This is a genomic window from Niabella ginsenosidivorans (assembly GCF_001654455.1).
Lineage (GTDB): Bacteria > Bacteroidota > Bacteroidia > Chitinophagales > Chitinophagaceae > Niabella > Niabella ginsenosidivorans.
The window spans coordinates 5,150,292-5,169,572 of sequence record NZ_CP015772.1 but is presented as its reverse complement, the minus strand read 5'-3'; the positions used below and the strand labels follow the sequence as shown (position 1 = coordinate 5,169,572).

Annotated in this window: 10 protein-coding genes; 4 read left to right on the top strand and 6 right to left on the bottom strand. The window is 45.5% G+C overall.

Annotation, left to right across the window (positions count from 1 at the left end):
* Positions 1-223 precede the first annotated feature (223 nt).
* From A8C56_RS21775 to gcvT, 6 genes are all read right to left on the bottom strand, one after another.
* Positions 224-1,786: a RagB/SusD family nutrient uptake outer membrane protein gene (locus A8C56_RS21775; RefSeq protein ID WP_067760663.1), complete on the bottom strand. Its 1,563-nt coding sequence runs from the start codon at positions 1,784-1,786 to the stop codon at positions 224-226.
* A gap of 27 nt (positions 1,787-1,813) precedes the next feature.
* On the bottom strand, positions 1,814-4,921 hold the full coding sequence (locus tag A8C56_RS21770) for a SusC/RagA family TonB-linked outer membrane protein (protein WP_067760662.1): 3,108 nt from the start codon (positions 4,919-4,921) through the stop codon (positions 1,814-1,816).
* 322 nt (positions 4,922-5,243) lie between these two features.
* Positions 5,244-5,537: a hypothetical protein gene (locus A8C56_RS21760; RefSeq protein WP_067760659.1), complete on the bottom strand. Its 294-nt coding sequence runs from the start codon at positions 5,535-5,537 to the stop codon at positions 5,244-5,246.
* Between the two features lie 151 nt (positions 5,538-5,688).
* Complete coding sequence (locus A8C56_RS21755; RefSeq protein WP_067760657.1) at positions 5,689-9,453, bottom strand: DEAD/DEAH box helicase; 3,765 nt, start codon at positions 9,451-9,453, stop codon at positions 5,689-5,691.
* 260 nt (positions 9,454-9,713) lie between these two features.
* Positions 9,714-10,448, bottom strand: a complete 735-nt coding sequence (locus A8C56_RS21750) for a 2-phosphosulfolactate phosphatase (protein WP_067760655.1) — start codon at positions 10,446-10,448, stop codon at positions 9,714-9,716.
* 25 nt (positions 10,449-10,473) lie between these two features.
* A complete protein-coding gene (gene gcvT, locus A8C56_RS21745) occupies positions 10,474-11,580 on the bottom strand; it encodes a glycine cleavage system aminomethyltransferase GcvT (RefSeq protein WP_067760653.1) in 1,107 nt (368 codons plus the stop codon).
* Positions 11,581-11,685: 105 nt separating this feature from the next.
* Here gcvT and A8C56_RS21740 point away from each other — a divergent pair, with 105 nt between their 5' ends.
* From A8C56_RS21740 to A8C56_RS21725, 4 genes are all read left to right on the top strand, one after another.
* A complete protein-coding gene (locus A8C56_RS21740) occupies positions 11,686-12,927 on the top strand; it encodes a serine hydrolase (protein ID WP_067760651.1) in 1,242 nt (413 codons plus the stop codon).
* A gap of 168 nt (positions 12,928-13,095) precedes the next feature.
* On the top strand, positions 13,096-13,764 hold the full coding sequence (locus tag A8C56_RS21735) for a sterol desaturase family protein (RefSeq protein WP_067760649.1): 669 nt from the start codon (positions 13,096-13,098) through the stop codon (positions 13,762-13,764).
* A gap of 241 nt (positions 13,765-14,005) precedes the next feature.
* Complete coding sequence (locus A8C56_RS21730; RefSeq protein WP_067760647.1) at positions 14,006-17,284, top strand: SusC/RagA family TonB-linked outer membrane protein; 3,279 nt, start codon at positions 14,006-14,008, stop codon at positions 17,282-17,284.
* 39 nt (positions 17,285-17,323) lie between these two features.
* Positions 17,324-19,198 carry a RagB/SusD family nutrient uptake outer membrane protein gene (locus A8C56_RS21725; protein WP_067760646.1) on the top strand — a complete coding sequence of 625 codons (1,875 nt, stop codon included), beginning with the start codon at positions 17,324-17,326 and terminating at the stop codon, positions 19,196-19,198.
* Positions 19,199-19,281: the final 83 nt, after the last annotated feature.

The window sequence follows — 19,281 nt, the reverse complement described above, 5'->3', positions numbered from 1 at the left end:
ATTCCGGAAGAACCGGCCTTCGCCTTCCTACAACCTACCTGACACTTTTAACAGCGCCTTTTCTTCTAACGCTTCTCTCCACGTACTTAACCGCAGCAGCTTAGAAGTAGTTTGTAACCAACACCTGCATGTTGGTTACGAGAGACCCCAACTCTCATCTTTTGCAAAGCATCAAATAATATACAAAGAACTAAACTGAACATTCATTATTTGTTCGTGACACTTAGTACCCCGGGTTCTGAACCAGTTTTTTGTTTAAATTCATCTCATTCTGGGGAATAGGATACAGGAGCCTGTTTTGTGTTACTGTAAAGGACTGGGGCAGCATATAGGGATATTTCTGTTTTGCTTTGGCGCCATAGGCCGTCATTACAGGAATCGCCTGGCCTGTGCGGATCAGGTCCTGCCATCTTTTGTTTTCAAATGCGAGCTCCCTCCTGCGTTCCAGTGCTATGGCGGCGCGCAATTGTGTCTGGTCGGTTGTAGTAACTGCATGGCCGGCGTTTCCAAAAGCACGCTGGCGGATCTGGTTGAGGTAAGTTAAGGCCTGCCCGGAGGCGCCGGTTTCATTCAGGCAGTCTGCCAGCATCAGCAATACATCGCCATAACGATACAAAGGCCAGTTCTGATCTGTATTCTGATTCAGGTCCGGATAAGGCGGGTAATAATATTTTTTGTTGAAATATTTTACAATAACCCCGGCTTTGGGTTTATAATTAACGATGCTTACCAGGGTATCTGCCACAAAATCCTGGTTATCGCCCATATGCCCTTCCACAACGCCTATTGATGCATCCAAACGGCTGTCACCCGCTTCAAAAACACTCATTAAATCATCGGTAGGCACATCCCAGCCGCCATAGCCGCTCACATTAAAATCCACACCCAGCAGGAGTTTTGTTGAAGGCATGTTAGGTATAAACCGGTATATAAATGCGCTGGACTGACCGGTGGTGCCGGACTGGTATTGCACGTCAAAGATCAGTTCCCTGTTTTTGCCGGCTCCTTTGTTGGAGGGGTCAAAAATATTCCTGAAGACGGGTAAAAGAGCATATCCCATTTTGGTTACTTCCTGAAGCAACGGTACCGCGCCAGCATAATCTTTACGTTGCATATAAACAGCGGCCAGTTCGGTTGTTACCACCCCTTTGTTGATGCGCCCTGTTTGTACATCCGCAAAGGAGGGGGGTGGCAGCAGGTTTCTGGCATCTTTAAGATCGCTGATCATCTGGTTATATACTTCTTCTGCGGTTGACCTTGCAAGGAAGCCCTCGTCATAATTAGTGGTTTCGTGCAAATGAAGCGGCACGCCTCCGAAATTGCGCACCAGGTCAAAATAAAAATGCCCTCTTAATGCTTTTGCCTCTCCTGTAATTAAATTCTTTAAAGAATCTGACATGGTTGTATTCACAGACAAATGATCCAGGATGGCGTTCACTCTGTTAATACCTGTATAACAGGACCGGTACCGAAGCAGTGTTTCGCCATTTGTTGCATCATCCAGGAAAGTAGAAATATTTTCACGGGCAGCGCTTCCCCGGTCCTTTTCATAATAATCATAGGTAGCGTTATCTGAACGCATTTCATCCATCCAGAAGGCATCGTTGGCAATATCCCTCAGCGGGGTGTAAGCGCCTACTATTGCCTGCTGAAAATCTGCATCAGATTTATAAAAAACGCCTTCATTCAGGTTCCCCTCAGGATAAAGCGTCAGGAATTCTTTTTTGCAGGATGAAAAAATGACAGCTGCCAGGCAAACAGCGGATATATATGTATGCTTTTGCATGATCTTTTTGATTAAAGGTTTTAAAAATTAAAAACTAAAATTGGCACCAATCGTAAACGTACGGGGTATGGGAAAGGTACTCAGGTCCTGCCCGTAAATTCCGGTAAGGTTGTCTTTTGTTGCATTGGCTTCCGGGTTCATCCCTGAGTAATGTGTAAAAACAGCCACCTGCTGTACGCTTGCATATATCCTTGCAGCCTTTACATATTTTACCAGGTTTTCCCGGAAAGTATATCCCAATGCAATGTTCTTAATGGTAAAGAAATTGCCGTTTTCTACCCAGCTTGAGTTGGCCAGCCGGTATAATTCTGTTGTACCACTGCGCGTGCCGGGCACTTTTCCATTGCCGGGGTCAGCTTCAGACCTCCAGCGATACATCATATCTGAGGCAACATTCATTACCCCATCCAGGTTGGTCCAGTCTGCCCGGTTGGTATTCAGGATCTTGTTGCCTCCCTGTCCGTAACACACAATGGCCAGATCAAAATTCCTGTACCGGAAGGTATTGGTAATACCGTAATTATATTTTGGGTTGGGGTCGCCTATCAGAGTACGGTCATCAGCGTTAATAACACCATCTTCATTAATATCTTTCATGCGCACAGAGCCTACTGTAGAAGTTGTATGCTTAGGCGCGCTGTCCAACTCAGCCTGGTTCATATAAATACCGTCAAATACATATCCGTAGAACTGGCCGATGGATTTTCCCACTACAGAGCGGTTATAGCCTGCATAAGTAGTATTATTACCTATGAACTCCGTGTTGGGGGGCAGCGAAAGCAGCTTATTCCGCATCAGCGAAACATTTACATCCGTGGTCCATTCAAAGGCGCCTGTCAGGTTTCTGGAGCTGACGGAAAAATCATGCCCCCACATGCGCAGTTTTGCCACATTCATCTGAATATTGCTGAAACCCGACTCATACGGCAGGTTTACCGGGTAAAGCATATCTGTAGTAGTTTTGCTGTAGTAATCATAAGAGAAGATGATCCTGTTTTTCAGAAAATTGATATCGGCTCCTATATCTGTTTGTGCAGAGGGTTCCCAGGTAACCTGTGGGTTGCCCAATGTAGGGCCTGGCACAAAACCCGGCGTCAGGTTTCCTCCAAACACATAGTTGGATGCATTTATATTGGTAACCATCGTATAATAGCCTATATTAAAATTTCCTGTTTTCCCATAGCTGCCCCGGATCTTCAGAAAGGAAACCACATTATTTTTCTTAAAAAAACCTTCATCGCTTATCACCCAGCCGGCAGATACAGAAGGAAAATCCGCATATTTAACCGTAGGGCCAAAACGGGAGGAGCCGTCCCTGCGGAAAGTAGCGGTTAACAAATATTTGCCTTTGTAGTCATAATTCAGGCGCCCGAAGGAGGAAGCCATCGTCCACGCCTCTTTATTAGTGGAACCGTTGGTAACGGCGGCTCCGGAGATCCAGTAAATTTCATCATTGGCAAAGTTGGACCCGTTAATATTGCGGTATTCCCGGCTCCATTTCTGGGCACTGTAGCCGGCCATAACATCCAGATGGTGATCATTTAAGCTCAGGTTATAATTCAATGTATTTTCATTCAGCCAGGACACATAATCATAAGAAACATGTACTGCGGTAGAGTTGGAAGGCGGCCGGGGCAAAGGAGAAGCGCCCAGTCCGATGCCGTACATAGTGCCCTGGTAACTATCCTGCTGAACAGAAGCAAGGTCTCCGTTTATGGTTGTTTTAAAATGCAGGTTTTTTAAAATGGCAATATCTGCATAGGCATTGCCTAATAACCGCAGGGTCTTATACCTTGAATCTGCCAGTAATAATTGCTGCACCGGGTTATTCAGGTTCAGCATACCATAGGAGCTTGCATTGGTGTTAAACGTTCCGTCGGCATTGTATACAGGCTTTAACGGCGATGCAGCTGTTGCGTTTGCAATGATCTGGCGGTTTCCGTCTGTATAGTTTCTTGTATTTTTTTCTGCCTGGTAGGTAGGTGCCAGGTTCAGCCCTATCTTAAACCGGTCGCCCGGGCGGTATTCATTATTAGATCTGAAGGAAAAACGCTGCAGATTGGTATTCAGCAGCACGCCGTCCTGGTTAAAATAAGATAAGGTAGAAGAGGAGGAAAGTTTTTCAGTACCGGAAGAAAGGTTCAGCGAATAATTCTGCATCGGTGCCGTCCGGAGCAGGGCGTTATACCAATTGGTGCCTTCACCATATTGATCCGGAGTCGCATAATCCTCCGGTATGCCTTTGGTATATCCTTCATATTTTATTTTATCTTCATAATACCCTTTCATAAAGGCGGCAAACTCATGGGCATTCATTATATCCGGTCTTCCCTTCTGAGGTACTTTCTGCCAGCCATAATAGGTATCAAAAGTGATGTTTGTGCGCCCTACTTTTGCCTGCTTGGTGGTTATCAGTATTACCCCGTTGCCGGCCCTTGATCCGTAAAGCGCTGCCGCCGCCGCATCTTTTAAAACCGTGAAGGTTTCAATATCATCCGGGTTTATCAGGTTCATATCGCCGTTCCGGGTATCGGCACCCGATAAGATCTGCCCGTCTACCACAATCAGTGGCTGGTACCCTCCACCCAGGGTGGCTGCCCCGCGTATGCGCATATCAATACCCTGCCCCGGCCGGCCATTGGCCATGCTGATTTGCACACCGGCAACGCGTCCCTGCAGCTTTTGTCCGAATTCTGCTGCGGGGATCTCTTTTGCCCGGGATGCGTTAAAAGTAGACACGGCACTGGTAATATCTTTGGCCAGCCGGGTGCCATAACTTACCACCACTACTTCGTTCATGTTATTGTTCCCTTCTGTAAGCAACACTTTTACCAGGGTTGTATCGGTCACCCTTACTTCAAGGGATCCATATCCCACCCTTGAAATAACCAGCGTAACGGGAAGCCTGGCGGACAAAGAGAATGCGCCTTCGTTATTAGTGACGGTAGCCTCCAGCTTTCCCTTAATATTTACAGAAGTACCGGCAGGTTCATCGGAGGACCGGCTTAAGGTTATAGTGCCCCTGATGGTCTGCAGGTTATTCTGTGCAAATGAAAGCACAGAAAAGCACAGCAGCAACAGCAGCAATAACGGCCGCATCAGAAGCGGGCCTTTAAGCATTGTGTTAGAAATCATGATATAGCCTGTTTAATTGGTTTTCATTAATTCAATACAGCAAATAAGCGGTCGGGCGCTCTCCCTGTTTAATGCATTATTTACATTTTTTGATCACATAAAAAAATACGGATCACAGGCAGGTGTCCGATCCTGCTACAAACAGCCTGTGATCAGCATTGTTTATTCAAAATCGATCTTATCCGGCTGCAACAGGCAACCCGTTATTCCGTACGTTTTTTTAGCCGGCAATATAGCTATAATGAAACAAAGTATTTCAATCCGAAACCCTGCAGATGATGATTGAAAGTGACCGGAGATTGTTTGTAACAGGGCAGGAGGTTTAGTGGCTGCCACCGGCCAGCTTCCAGTAACGGCCGAACAACCCGATATATTCTTCCTTTCTGGCCGGGGCAACCATATGGTCGCCTTCTTTTACCGGGTTTGCAGCATCAACATAAGTAGCGGTAACGGTGGCATAGATCACGCGATCCTGATACTCTACCACCGGGGGCAGCTGTGTGGGGTTCACCGTTGGTGGTATCCGCCTTATAAAATCATCCTTGCCGGGCTTGGTGAAGAACGCCACCAGGATGATACCGATAATAAATAAAATAATGCCTCTTCTGAATTTCATATACTCAATTTATACACCGTTGCGGAAACTGTTTTATTGCTGCTCCTGCTGTTTGTTAACAGCTTTATATATTTCTGCCATGAAGCCGGCTGTGGTTCAAACAGTGCTATTGAGCGGCTTTTGCCTGGTGCCTGGCCCAGCCAAACCTCCGTTAACTGAACAAGTATTCCACATCTTCCCGTGTCAGTGATTTCACAAAACCTGTTTCATCTGAAATCAGATCTTTTGCCAGTGCTTTTTTCTTTTCCTGCAGCTTCAGGATCTTGTCTTCGATAGTGTCCTTACAGATCATGCGATAGGCAAAAATGTTTTTTGTTTGTCCGATACGATGTGTACGGTCTATAGCCTGCTGCTCTACTGCCGGATTCCACCACGGATCTACAATGTATACATAATCTGCTGCTGTAAGGTTTAAACCCACACCACCGGCTTTTAATGAAATCAGGAATACCCGTACCTCGTCGTTATTCTGAAAACTTTGGATCGCTTTTTCCCTGTCGGGCGCAGAAGTGCTCCCATCAAAATATTCATATTTAATGCCCAATTCTTCCAGCTTCTGGCGGATCAGGCCCAGCATTCCGAGAAACTGGGAAAAGATCAGCGCTTTATGATCGCCCATGTTTTCAGAAATCTCTCTTACCAGCTCCTCTATTTTAATGGAATGGTTCTCAAACGTCTCTTCTTCATTCAGGATAGCGGGAGAATCGCAGATCTGGCGCAGTTTCATCAAACCCTGTAAAATGGTCATTTGTGAGCGGCCGATGCCCTGTGTTTCAATATTTCCAAGGATCTTATCCCGGTAATCATTGCGGTAGGCATCATAAATAGAACGCTGGGGGCCGTCCATTTCGCACCACAGGATCATTTCCTGTTTTTCCGGAAGGTCTTTTGCCACCTGCTCCTTGGTTCTGCGCAAAATAAAGGGATAGAGCAGCTTCCGTAAATGCTCCTTCCGGTCTGCCTCGCCTAACTTATCAATAGGAATGGCAAACTCCTGGCGGAAGAATTCTATGCTGCCCAGCATACCCGGGTTCAGGAAATTCATCTGGGCATAAACGTCAAAGGTATTGTTCTGCAACGGCGTACCGCTCATACAAAGGCGGTGCCTGGCATTGATCAGATACGCCGCTTTTGTAACCTTGCTTGCAGGGTTTTTGATGGCCTGGCTTTCATCCAGCACCGCATAGTCAAACTGTATGCCCACAAACAGCTTAATGTCGCTTCTTAAAGTGCCATAAGTAGTAATGGTTACATCCTGTCTTAAAATATCATCTGCCGCCCTTGTGCGGGACGGGCCATGGTGAATGCGATACGTGAGGGAAGGAGTAAATTTTTTTATTTCATTCTCCCAGTTATAGATCAGCGTGGTAGGGCAGATGACCAGGATCCTCGCATCGGGATTCTCCGACTTGTAATGTTCCAGGTAGGAAAGAGCCTGCACTGTTTTACCCAACCCCATATCATCTGCCAGGATGCCGCCCCAGTTTACGTTCCGGAGGTAATTGATCCATTGAAAACCGGCCATCTGGTAAGGGCGCAGCACCTGCTGTAAATGAGCGGGAGGCTCTATGTCATGGATCTTTTCAAAATCTCTCAGCCGGTTATATTTTTCTTCCAGCTCAAAAACCAGTTCTTCCTCATTTTTTAATTCAAACAATTCATCCACCACGCTTTTGTGGTATTTGGAAAGTTTCAGGTTCTGGTTGGCTCCTTCTCCTACACGGAACAGCAAGGCATATTTTTTCAGCCATTCTTCCGGAAGCACTCCCAGTGTGCCATCGCCCAGCTGCACGTATAGCTGCTTATTGGCCAGCGCGCGTTTTACATCAGCTATAGATACCTGCTGATCGCCAAATACAATATCTACTTTGGCATCGAACCAATCTGTATTGCTGGAGATGAAGATTTTGGTCTGGGGTTTTGCTGTATTGAAACGGAAATTGCGCAGCGCGTCATAACCAAATACAGGCACCTGCATTTCCTTCATGGCATCTACAAATAAAAAGAACCAGTTGTCTTTAAGGATCTCCGATCCCTTTAATGCCAGTGTTCCGTTCTCTTCATTCATTATCAGGTTGGAATGAAGGTTTTTCAACCGGTCAACAAATGCTTTTTCCTTTTCTTTATTGCGGTGTATGGCCAGGATCTTATCGCCCTCCGGTACCAGGAACACTTCTTTTCCTAACAGGTCTGTTTCATAGCCTTTATACGAAAACTGCGGCTTAAAGACGAGGTATTCTCCTTTTTCAATCAGCAGCAGCCTGGCATCCGGAACAATATTTTTCATTACATGCAGCATGGATGCATCAAAATCCACTTTATATTCCTTTGCCAGAGGCAGGATAAAGGTATGCAATGTCCGGGGCCACTCCGCTGCAGGAATGACCATTTTACCATCCGGCAGGAATTTTTCAATAAGGCTGATGCTTTCCGAATTGGTAAATAAAAAAAGCTGGTGGTTGTATAAAAACAATAAAGGGCTGGGGCTTTCATTCTGCTCTACGCCATGTACCATACCCCTTAAACGAACCAGGCAGTCACAACTGAAGTTCTCTGCTCCTTCACGATCTACATAGAATTCTGTTACGGCCGGCTCTGTAAAAATATCAATCTGTTCAATATTTGCGGTAATAAATTCCTTTCCCCTGGGCACAATAAATGCCAGTGCATCGTCTCCTGCATCTGTAAGCAGCTTGCGCAAGCGGGGCAGTACGTATTCATTGATCAGCTGCCGGGTTTCACTCCCTGCTTCAACAGCGGGCAACTCTTCGTCCCAGGATGTATTAAAAGGCGTATTTCTTGCTACATATTTATTTATTTCAACATCCTGTAATTTTCTTACAGAATTCAGCAGATTAATATCTTCTTCATTATAATCGCTGGTATCAATAAAATGCGTAACATCCAGCGCTGTGGCTTTCCCGTTAAAACCATTGCCGGCTTCATTGATCTCCCCGGTAACCAGGTGCACCTTAAAATAAGGGTACAGGCTTTTATTAAAATCAAACACAATCGCCAGCTTCCTTGCCAGTGGTTCTTCTTCAGCCACCGCTGTTTCCTTTTCAATGAGCTGCTGAGGTTGTTTGGTAACAACCGCAGCCGGCCGGCCGGTAGCCGGCAGGGTATTGATCCGTTTGATCTTTGGATCCAGCACCCGGAGGAATGGCTTTCCGTCTTTAAATACGAATTCAAATTTGCCTTTCAGATCGTCATTTAAAGAATAGCCATAGGCTTCCAGGAGCTTGTTTTTCTCCACGTCGCGGTTCCTGATGGTGTCGAAATAATCCGATCCGTGCTGTTTGATCAATTGCAGAAAAACGATCACCTTGGGTAAACAAAGCGGGTGGTCCGTATCCTCATAATCGCAGCTGGTGTCAAAATTGCGCTCTTCATTCTTTTTGACGGCTACTTTATAATCCGTTCCGTTGAGCGGTACAATGGCTTTTACGGTTTCATCCTGTGCATATACAATTTTTGCCTTTTTCTTCTGCAGGAACTTCTCCGCCTCGTTAAATGTTTCGGGGGCGCAAAGCAGCCGGATGGAACGCACATCCAGGTTACGGATCTTTACAACTGTATGCCGCTGGTCATAATATACTTCTTCATCTTCGAGCTGGCCTTTATCTATTAATTCCTGTAGCTGAAAAAGAGCCGCCACCTCATGCTTGCAGATCTCGCCAAGGTTATAGGGGCAGTTACATTTTAAAGTAAGGTTTTTGGGATCGTTAAACTTTTGAACCTGTACCTTGTAAAAAGTGCTATAGGTATCGTCTTTAACCCGGAAAAAAACACTGCCGGTCAGCTTATCATACTCAATCAGCTCTACAAAGCCCAGCGCAAATGTTTTTTTTCCCCTGCGAATGACCTCGTCTGTTCCAAAAGTATAAACGTGCTTTAATAAATGTGGTAATGCCAAACTATTATGAATTATGCTTAGTTAAAAATAGTCTTATCCTTCCTGCACCTTTCCGGGAAGCCGGGCATTTGCTCAAAACAATATTGTTTTAGCATTAACAAATCCATTTTAAAAATTATTCATCAAACACCTGTTTATCCTGACAGGGCTACAAAAAGGACAATCGGCAAAAATAAAAGAATTTGATCCGCTTTTCCTATTATTTAATGAACATTTTGGGAAAATTTATTAGGCAGCTTTACCAAAAAAAAGTTTTATCTTTATGTGTTTTTTCCGTTTACAAGGCGCCCTTCTCTATACAGGGGCAGCACATCTGCACGGTCCTCCTGTAAGCAAAAGGCAATATCATCAATATAACCAAAGCGGTCTACCAAACGGTGATAATGCGTGAAATTCTTTGCAAAACCCAGCAGATCTGCTTTATTACAGTTGTAGGTATATGCAGCCATCAGGGAACTATCGCAGTGGATAGAGAAATGCTCCTGTACCCTGCTGATAACAGCCCCAGCAAATAAAGTATCTTCCAGGTTAAATTTATCTTTCCACCCCGCGCATGCCAGCACCACATTTTTATTTTGCTGCAATAAATAGCTGCAAACCGATGAAAGGTTCGGGAAAGAACCGGTAATAATAGTGTCTGCACCCTGATCCAGCGCCATCTGCAGTAAACGGGTACCATTGGTGGTGGTTAACACCAGCACTTTATTTTCAATAAATGCTCTTTTATATTCCAGGGGCGAATTGCCGTGGCTCAGGCCATCTGCCAGTTTTCCATCCCGTTCACCGGCTGCGATGCCGCCGGTTTTTTTGCTGATCTCAATTGCTTTTGAGACCGCATCAACAGGTATTATATACCGGGCCCCGTTATACAATGCTGATGCAATGGTAGATGTAGCCCTGAAAACATCAATAATCACAACCACTGCGTTCTGCAGATCATACAAATGCAGTAACGCCGGAGACAAAGAGGTAAAAAGAGTGGGTTTTTGACTCATGCTGTTATATACAACTCAACCGGATTTATGCAAAGGGCAGCTTTACCACTTTTGCTTTTAATAATTTATCGCGCACTTTAATGAATACAGGCGTATCAAATGCCGCAAACTGTTTTTTTACATACCCCATGCCAATGGCCTTGCCTAATGAGGGGGCCTGCGTACCGGAAGTGACGTGACCAATAGTATTGCCGGCTTCATCACAAATCTCATATCCGTTACGCGGAATGCCTTTATCTTTCAGCTCAAAGCCTACCAGTTTGCGTTCCACACCTGTTTCTTTCTGCTGTTTCAGCAGATCGCTTGCCGTAAACGTTTTGGTAAACTTTGTAATCCATCCCAGTCCTGCTTCCAGCGGAGTGGTGGTATCATTGAGGTCATTGCCATATAGGCAGTAGCCCATTTCCAGCCGCAGCGTATCTCTTGCAGCAAGGCCGATCGGTTTCAGCCCTTTTGGCGCGCCTTCCTTAAAAATGGCATCCCATATTTTATCAGCAGCGCCTTCTTTATCTTCAAAATAGATCTCCACCCCACCTGCCCCGGTATAACCAGTAGCGCTGATCAACACATTTTTTACCCCGGCAAATGTGCCTTTTTCAAAAGTGTAATATTTCAGGTTCAGGATATCCACATCGGTCAGCGGTTGTAAAATAGCGGTTGCATTAGGGCCCTGTATGGCCAGCAAACAGGTCTTGTCTGAAATATTATGCATTTCTACACCTTCTGTATTGTGCGCCACCAGCCATTCCCAGTCCTTATCAATATTTGCGGCGTTCACAACAATCATGTATACACCCGCCTGTCCGGCAGGCAGGTTCTTTTCCTCAATACAATAAATGATCAGGTCATCAATGATGCCGCCCTGCTCATTGGTAAAACAACTGTACTGGGCATGGTTGCTTTTCAGCTTGGAAGCATCATTGGTTGTTACCCGCTGAATCAAATCCAGCGCCCCGGGCCCTTTTAAGATAAACTCTCCCATATGGCTTACATCAAAAACACCTGCATTTTTTCTTACTGTCTGATGTTCTTCATTGATGCCGGTATAGCTGATGGGCATATTGTACCCCGCAAATTCAGCCATTTTGGCACCCAGGGCAATGTGCTTTTGCGTAAAAGGAGTCTGCTTCATATAAAAATGTATTGTTGGCAAAAGTAAGCGGATTCATGCAATCAGCGGCATTCCTTCCCCGCAAAAAATAACCGGTTTGGCTGACGGATTTTGTATCTTTTCCGCATGAATCGATTTTCTTTTTTAATGCTGCTGTTTACCGCCGCTTCCATACAGGCTCAGGAAAAAACAGATCGCTCTTTTGAAGCCCTGATCCGGAAAAACGCATCATCATTCTTAAAGAACGTCCTGGATAAAAAGGATAGTTTTCAATACCAGGTTATTTATACAGAGATCAAACGGGACGCGCACCAGCGGCCTTCCTTTATTAATCATTATCTGAATGTAGACCGTAACCGGTATTTTAATCCTGCCTCCACGGTAAAGATGCCCGTGGCATTTACGGCTCTTGAAAAGCTGAACGGGCTTAAAGGCCGGATCAATGCACAAATGGCCATGATCACAGACAGCTCTTACAGCGGTCAAAGCGCTGTAACCAGCGATAGCACAGCGGCTAACGGGCTGCCTTCTATTGAGCATTACATCAAAAAGATCTTTATCGTAAGCGATAATGATGCCTATAACCGGTTGTACGAATTTACAGGGCAGCAATATTTAAATGAATCCTTATGGGAAAAAGGGTATAAGGATATCCGTATTACACGGCGCTTTGTACCTATGAATGAAGAAGAAAACCGGCATACCAACCAGCTCCGCTTTTTTAACAACGGAAAGCTGGTATATACACAACCCCCGGCCTACAGCAGGGTACTTTTCCATTTTCCCAAAAACAAAATACTGGTAGGCACCGGCCACTGGGATAAAAACGACAGTTTGATTCATGAACCCATGGACTTTACCACGCATAACAACCTGCCACTGGAAGATGGGAATCTTTTGCTCCGGTCTGTACTGTTCCCGCAATCCGTGCCGGAAAAAAGCCGGTTCCATCTCACCAAAGAGCAATACAACCTGCTGTACACCTATCTGTCGGAGCTGCCGTATGAAAGCCGTTATCCCCGGTATGATACCACAGAATTCTTTGACAGCTATACCAAGTTTTTCTTTTTCAGGGCGGGCAAAGAAAAAATTCCCGGCTATATACGGGTATTTAATAAAGCAGGATGGAGCTATGGTTATTTAACGGATTATTGTTATGTGGTGGATTTTAAAAATAACGTGGAATTTATGCTGAGCGCTACCATTTATGTAAACAGCGATGGCATACTGAATGATGATAAATACGATTATGAAACCATCGGGTTCCCTTTCTTCAAGGAAATAGGCACTATTATTTATAATTATGAGCTCAACAAAAAAAGAAGCATCATTCCCGATCTCAGCAACTGGAAAAAAACATACCGGTAAGCACACAAACAATTGTTTTGTTTTTGTAGCAATAAAGTAAAAAAATGGTCATTCCTGTTGATCCGGCACAACATTTCAGCAACAGAATACAACAAATCAGCGCCCTTTTTTGTCAATTGAATGAAACCGATCTTTTATCAATTTATTTTGGTGTAATTTTGTTCCGTTATGCAGTTTGATAAAATTCACAATAAAGGGCAGGCCAGGCTTTTTAAAAATGATTACCTGGAAATGCTTACCAAAACACACCCTTTGGTTATCTGGGGCATGTATATTCCTGTAATTGTATATATGTTGTATTACAGCCATGCCTCTAATGGTTATACATGGAGTTATGTGCTTTTGCTGTTTTTTATCGGCATCTTTTCGTGGAGTTTTTTTGAATACATTGCCCATCGTTTTGTATTTCACTGGGTAAGTGATAACCCCACCGCACAGAAGATCGCTTATGTAATGCATGGCAACCACCATCATTACCCAAGGGACCGGCAGCGGTTATTTATGCCCCCGGTGCCCAGCATTATCATTGCATCTGTATTGCTGGGAATTTTCTACCTGCTGATGGGCTCCAGGGCATTTATGTTCTTTCCGGGCTTTATGCTGGGGTACCTGATGTATGGAACCATGCACTATGCCATACATGCCTGGAACCCGCCTTTTAAATGGATGAAAGGTTTGTGGCGCAACCACCATCTGCATCATTATAAGGATGAGCATAAGGGATTCGGTGTAAGCAGCACTATCTGGGATCATGTGTTCGGCACCATGTTTGATCTGAAAAAAGAAAAAGAAGACAAGGAAAAAGTAAAGTCTTTAATGTTTGAAAAGAAGAAATAGCGTCCGTCAAATATAGTTTTAATTTTAAAAAATCTGCAGTATAAAACTGCAGATTTTTTGTTAGGCAGCAACCCCTATTGCTGTCGTTTTTTTATTTTAAAAACTTTTGTCATCATAACAATTATTTTCTCTTTTATACGTTTTTAAAAATAAATTTTTTTTACATTTGGCGTGATAAGGTTGATTTGCCCTTTGCTTTGCCATCAACAATCCTTTGTTTAATATCTAAACCAGAAATGCTATGTCTAAACCCAGCCGATTGTGCGCACTGCGTGCTTACTATGCCCTCTTTTATCAAAAATCATTGCTACTGATTGCGATCCTGCTGTTTACAGTTACCAGCAGCAGCGTACTTGCAAAAACGCACCCGTTGTATGACAAAGTCATTACCGGAACGGTTACTGATCAGGCCGGCCAGCCTCTTTCAGGGGTTTCTGTTCTGTTAAAAGGTACCAGCACAGGCGTAACTACAAACAATGCCGGTGTTTTTACCATCCGGGTTCCGGATACGGGAGGAACGCTTGTTTTTTCCCATATAGGTTTTGCGGAACAGGAGGTTGCAGTTGGGGAAAAACAGGAAATTACCGTTACTCTTATTGCCAGTGCTACAGATCAGCTTGCAGATGTGGTTGTTGTAGGATATGGCACGCAAAAGAAAGCTGTGGTTTCCGGTGCCGTAACTTCAGTAAGAGGGGCTGATCTGCAAAAGTCGCCGGCCACCAATCTATCCAATTCCCTGGCGGGGAGATTGCCCGGTGTTACTGCGGTGCAGACTACAGGGGAACCGGGTTATGACGGTTCTAAAATACGGATACGCGGCACCAACTCTTTAGGAAACAGTGATGCATTGATCGTAATTGACGGGGTTCCGAACCGTGCCGGGGGGCTGGAGCGTTTAAACCCCGCAGACATTGAATCCATTTCCGTATTAAAGGATGCATCCGCTGCCATATACGGATCTCGGGCAGGAAACGGGGTTATATTGATTACCACCAAGCAGGGAAAAAGCGGGAAGCCCCGTGTTAACTATGATTTTAGTTACGGGTGGCAACGACCTACCCGTACGCCCCAGATGTCCGATGCGGCAGAATATGCAACCATCCGGAATGAGTTGAAAATATATGACAATGTGCCCACTGATGAATGGGCCGCGGCTGCAGCCGCGTTTGCATCTACCGGAAGCTATACCTTAAAGGATAACAGCAAAACGGTAGCTGCTGATTTTACAGCTGACGATATCCAGAAATACCGGGACGGGTCCGACCCCTTGGGGCATCCTAATACCGACTGGTATAAAACCACCCTTAAAACCTGGTCGCCCCAGCAAAAGCACAACCTGCAGATCTCCGGCGGATCAGAAAACGCAAGATATATGGCCTCCCTGGGCTATCTGGACCAGGATGGTTACTACAGGAAATCTGCAACGGGCTACAGCCAATATGATTTAAGGGTGAACCTGGATGTAAAAGTGAGCAAACATATACGGACAAGTGTTAATGTGGTAGCGCGGGAAGAAGACCGCCATTTCCCAACACTGGGCGCAGGAGACATCTTCCGGATGATCATGCGCGGAAAACCTACCGAAATTGAAGTTTGGCCCAATGGCCTGCCAGGACCGGATATTGAATACGGGCAAAACCCATACGTAATTACTACCAGCCTTACAGGGTATGACAAGGATATCAGAGATTATTTTCAGTCAAACGGTAAAGTAGAAATAGATATTCCCGGGATAGAGGGCTTAAAGCTTACCGGAACAGCATCCATTGATAAAATGTCTGCCCGCCGTAAAAAATGGGAAACACCGTGGACCTTATATTTCTGGGATAAAAAATCGTACGAAGCAGACGGCGTTACGCCTGTATTAACCGGCAGTGTACGCTCTCCCTTTACGGATCCCCGTTTAACCCAGGCGGCCGCTTCCCAGCTGGCCGTGAACCTTACAGGGTTAATCAATTATGACCGCAAATTTAACGGTGTGCACTCCTTAACTTTTTTGGCCGGAGTAACCCGGGAAAAAGTAAACAATGAAGATTTCTGGGCTTACAGGAGGTATTTTATTTCCTCCTATATTGACCAGCTTTCTGTAGGGGGCACCAAAGAACAGAATATTGGCAATGACGGAGCTACCGGAAACCCTTACGGCCAGTTCCTGAGGGCCCGTTTAAGCTATTTCGGGCGGCTGGGTTATAATTACAAGGAAAAGTATATGGCTGAATTCCTGTGGCGGGCAGACGGTTCCTATATCTTTCCGCCCACCATGCGGTTTGGCTTTTTCCCCGGGGTGAGCGCCGGATGGCGTATTTCCGAAGAGCCTTTCTTCAAGAACCATGTTTCCTTTTTCAATAACCTGAAAATACGTGGTTCCTGGGGGCGAATGGGAGCAGAAGCCTATGATCCGGCCGGAAACCTGGCAGAGTTCCAATACCTGGCCACACTTGGGTTTGGAAGCTATATACTGGGTGGCGATGTTGCCAAGTCTTTAATTGAGAACAACCTGCCCAACCCCGATTTTTCCTGGGAGGTAGCTAATAACTCCAACATTGGCCTGGAAGGAAGCCTGTTAAGCAATCATATCAGCTTTGACTTTGATTATTTTTATAATAAGCGCACAAAAATTCTAATCAACCGCGGGGGCTCCATTCCAACAAGCTCCGGCATCGTGGATAAACTGCCGCCGGTAAACCTGGGTGTGGTTACCAACAAAGGCTGGGAGTTCAAGGTAGGCTATAACGGAGCCGTTCATGATTTCAATTACAGCATCAGCGTAAATGGCGGCTATGCAAAAAATAAAGTGAACTTCTGGGACGAAACTCCGGGCGCTCCTGCCTATCAGCGTTCAACAGGTATGCCAATTAATGCACCCCTTGCCTACCAGTATGATGGTGTTTTTGCCACACAGGCAGAAATTGATGCCAATAAAATTGATTATAGCGCCTTAACCGGATCTTTACGGCCGGGAGATATGAAATTTAAAGATGTAAATAACGATGGTAAAATTAACGGTGATGATGAAGTGCGGCTGGATAAGGTGCAGGATCCTACTTTTACCGGCGGAGTCAATATTGCGTTTTCCTATAAGGGTTTTGATGCTGCGATACTGTTCCAGGGCGCAACAGGAGGATTGCAGCTGATTGGCCTTACAGAATCCGGCGATATCGGCAACTTTACAAAATATGCCTACGACAACCGGTGGACTGTTGACAACCAGAACAGCGTGGATCCCCGTCTGGCCAACAGGAATAACACCTACTACACCGATGTGGCAAAAGCCGGCTGGAATACCTACTGGCTGAGAAATAATAATTACCTGCGTCTCAAAAATGTTGAGATCGGCTACACGGCACAGCCGGAATTCTTAAAGAGAGCAGGTATTCAATCAGTCCGGTTGTTTGTAAACGGGCTAAACCTGGTTACATGGGATAAAATAAAAATATGGGATCCGGAATCCACCAACAGCAGTGGCCAGTATTATCCGCAAGCCAAGGTAATCAATACCGGCATCAGCGTTAATTTTTAAACAATTATCGCATTTATGCACCATCAAAAAATTAGTACTATGACACATTTTTATAAAACATTATTCTCTGCGCTTTTTTTCGGCAGCCTGCTGGTTGCCTGTAATAAGGGTTTCCTGGATCAGACTCCTGTTGACCGGGTACCTAAAGACCAGGTATGGAAAGACCCCGCACTGGCCACCGCATTTGTAAACGAAATATATAATGGCCTGGGCCAGGGCGGATTTGAAGAACAGATGCTGGCTTCAGTATCAGACGAAGCGGTATTTACGCATACCGGCCGTAATATCAATACGATTAATGAGGGCAGCTTAAATGCCACCAATGTAGGTTGGGAATCTGACACCTATAAATATGGCACCATGTATAACCGCATCAGGGCCTGTAATATTACACTGCAGGAATTGTCTAACCCAGAAAATATGCTTGACAACAATACAAAGGCGCTTTTAATGGGGCAGGCTTATTTTTTACGGGCCTACTTTTATCATCAACTGGTGCGCTATTATGGCGGTGTGCCGCTGATCACAAAAGTGTATGACCTGGACGAGGACTATTCTGCAGCCCGGAACAGCTTTGAGGAATGTATTAATTTTATTGTAAACGATTGCGATAGTGCGGCGCTGCTATTAAAAGGCCAGACAATGGACAACGGAAGAGCCACCCGCGTTGCCGCTTTGGCCTTAAAGTCGAGGACCCTGCTGTATGCGGCCAGCGATCTGCATGATAAGGCAAAAATTTCAGCAGTATGGGCAGCGGGGGCAACAGATCAGCTGGTCTATTCCGGCGGGTCACAAAAGGATCGTTGGGAACTGGCCAAACAGGCAGCCCTGGCGGTGATCCAGGAAGGCGGCGGCGGTTATAAGCTGGACCTGACAGCGCCGGTTGCAGACTCCATAGGAACGCTAAATTATATTTCTATAAGCATGGGTGGAGGAAGCACCGCGCCGGGAGTAGATGCATCAGCCGCTTCGGACTTATTATTCGCACGGTATTTTATTGCGGACAAAGATGAAAGCGGGGAATATATTGGTAAATACAATGGGCCCAACGGTTATCATAACTGGTCCGGGAATACCCCGGTTGGCTTACTGGTGGACGATTACCGGATGAAGGATGGAACGCCTTTCTCCTGGAGCAATCCGGATCAAAAGGCCCACCCTTATACCAATCGCGATCCCCGGTTCTATGCCACCATCATGTATGACGGTGCCGGCTGGAAACCCCGTAACCTTGTATCCGGAGATGTAGACCCCGCCAACCAGATCCAAACCGGGTTTTACGACCTGGCTTCCGGCGGAAAAACCATAACCGTTGCCGGGCTTGATACCAGAAGCAGTTCCATTGAGGACTGGAATGGCAGCCGCACCGGTTATTATATGCGAAAGTTTATTGATCCGAACCCAAAGATCAAAGATGCCAGCGACAAACAGTTTATTCCCTGGCCGTTCTTTCGTTATACAGAAGCCGTTCTCAATTACGCAGAAGCCTGTATAGAAACCGGGGATGAGGCCACCGCTAAAACCTGGCTGAACAAAATACGTTTCAGGGCGGGCATGCCTGCAATTACATCTTCAGGAGCAGCGTTGCTGGCAGAATACAGAAACGAACGGAGGATTGAACTGGCATATGAAGAGCACCGGTATCATGATGCCCGCAGATGGCTGATTGCGCCACAAACGCTTGGCAGAAAACTTACTTTTATTTCCATATCAGGAAAATTCAAGTCAGGAAAAACAATGTCAGCACCCTATCATCATGATGAGACGATCTATAACTATACCTATACGCCTTTTGTGGATAATGCACACGAGAACAGGACCTGGGATAATAAGATGTACTACCGTCCGTTTAGCCGGGATGAACTGAATAAAAACTCAAAACTGGAGCAAAACCCGGGCTATACAAAGAGCTGACCCGGTAACCAGCTGTTATCAAATCGCCGGAGCCTTCCACAGCCAGGGAAGCTCCGGTTTTGTATTAACGCGGGTTCGAGTCC

What these genes read in the sequence shown, in the direction of transcription:
- A8C56_RS21775 (WP_067760663.1), bottom strand. Translation starts at nt 1,786, where the DNA reads ATGCAAAAGCATACATATATATCCGCTGTTTGCCTGGCAGCTGTCATT.
- A8C56_RS21770 (WP_067760662.1), bottom strand. Translation starts at nt 4,921, where the DNA reads ATGATTTCTAACACAATGCTTAAAGGCCCGCTTCTGATGCGGCCGTTA.
- A8C56_RS21760 (WP_067760659.1), bottom strand. Translation starts at nt 5,537, where the DNA reads ATGAAATTCAGAAGAGGCATTATTTTATTTATTATCGGTATCATCCTG.
- A8C56_RS21750 (WP_067760655.1), bottom strand. Translation starts at nt 10,448, where the DNA reads ATGAGTCAAAAACCCACTCTTTTTACCTCTTTGTCTCCGGCGTTACTG.
- gcvT (WP_067760653.1), bottom strand. Translation starts at nt 11,580, where the DNA reads ATGAAGCAGACTCCTTTTACGCAAAAGCACATTGCCCTGGGTGCCAAA.
- A8C56_RS21740 (WP_067760651.1), top strand. Translation starts at nt 11,686, where the DNA reads ATGAATCGATTTTCTTTTTTAATGCTGCTGTTTACCGCCGCTTCCATA.
- A8C56_RS21735 (WP_067760649.1), top strand. Translation starts at nt 13,096, where the DNA reads ATGCAGTTTGATAAAATTCACAATAAAGGGCAGGCCAGGCTTTTTAAA.
- A8C56_RS21730 (WP_067760647.1), top strand. Translation starts at nt 14,006, where the DNA reads ATGTCTAAACCCAGCCGATTGTGCGCACTGCGTGCTTACTATGCCCTC.
- A8C56_RS21725 (WP_067760646.1), top strand. Translation starts at nt 17,324, where the DNA reads ATGACACATTTTTATAAAACATTATTCTCTGCGCTTTTTTTCGGCAGC.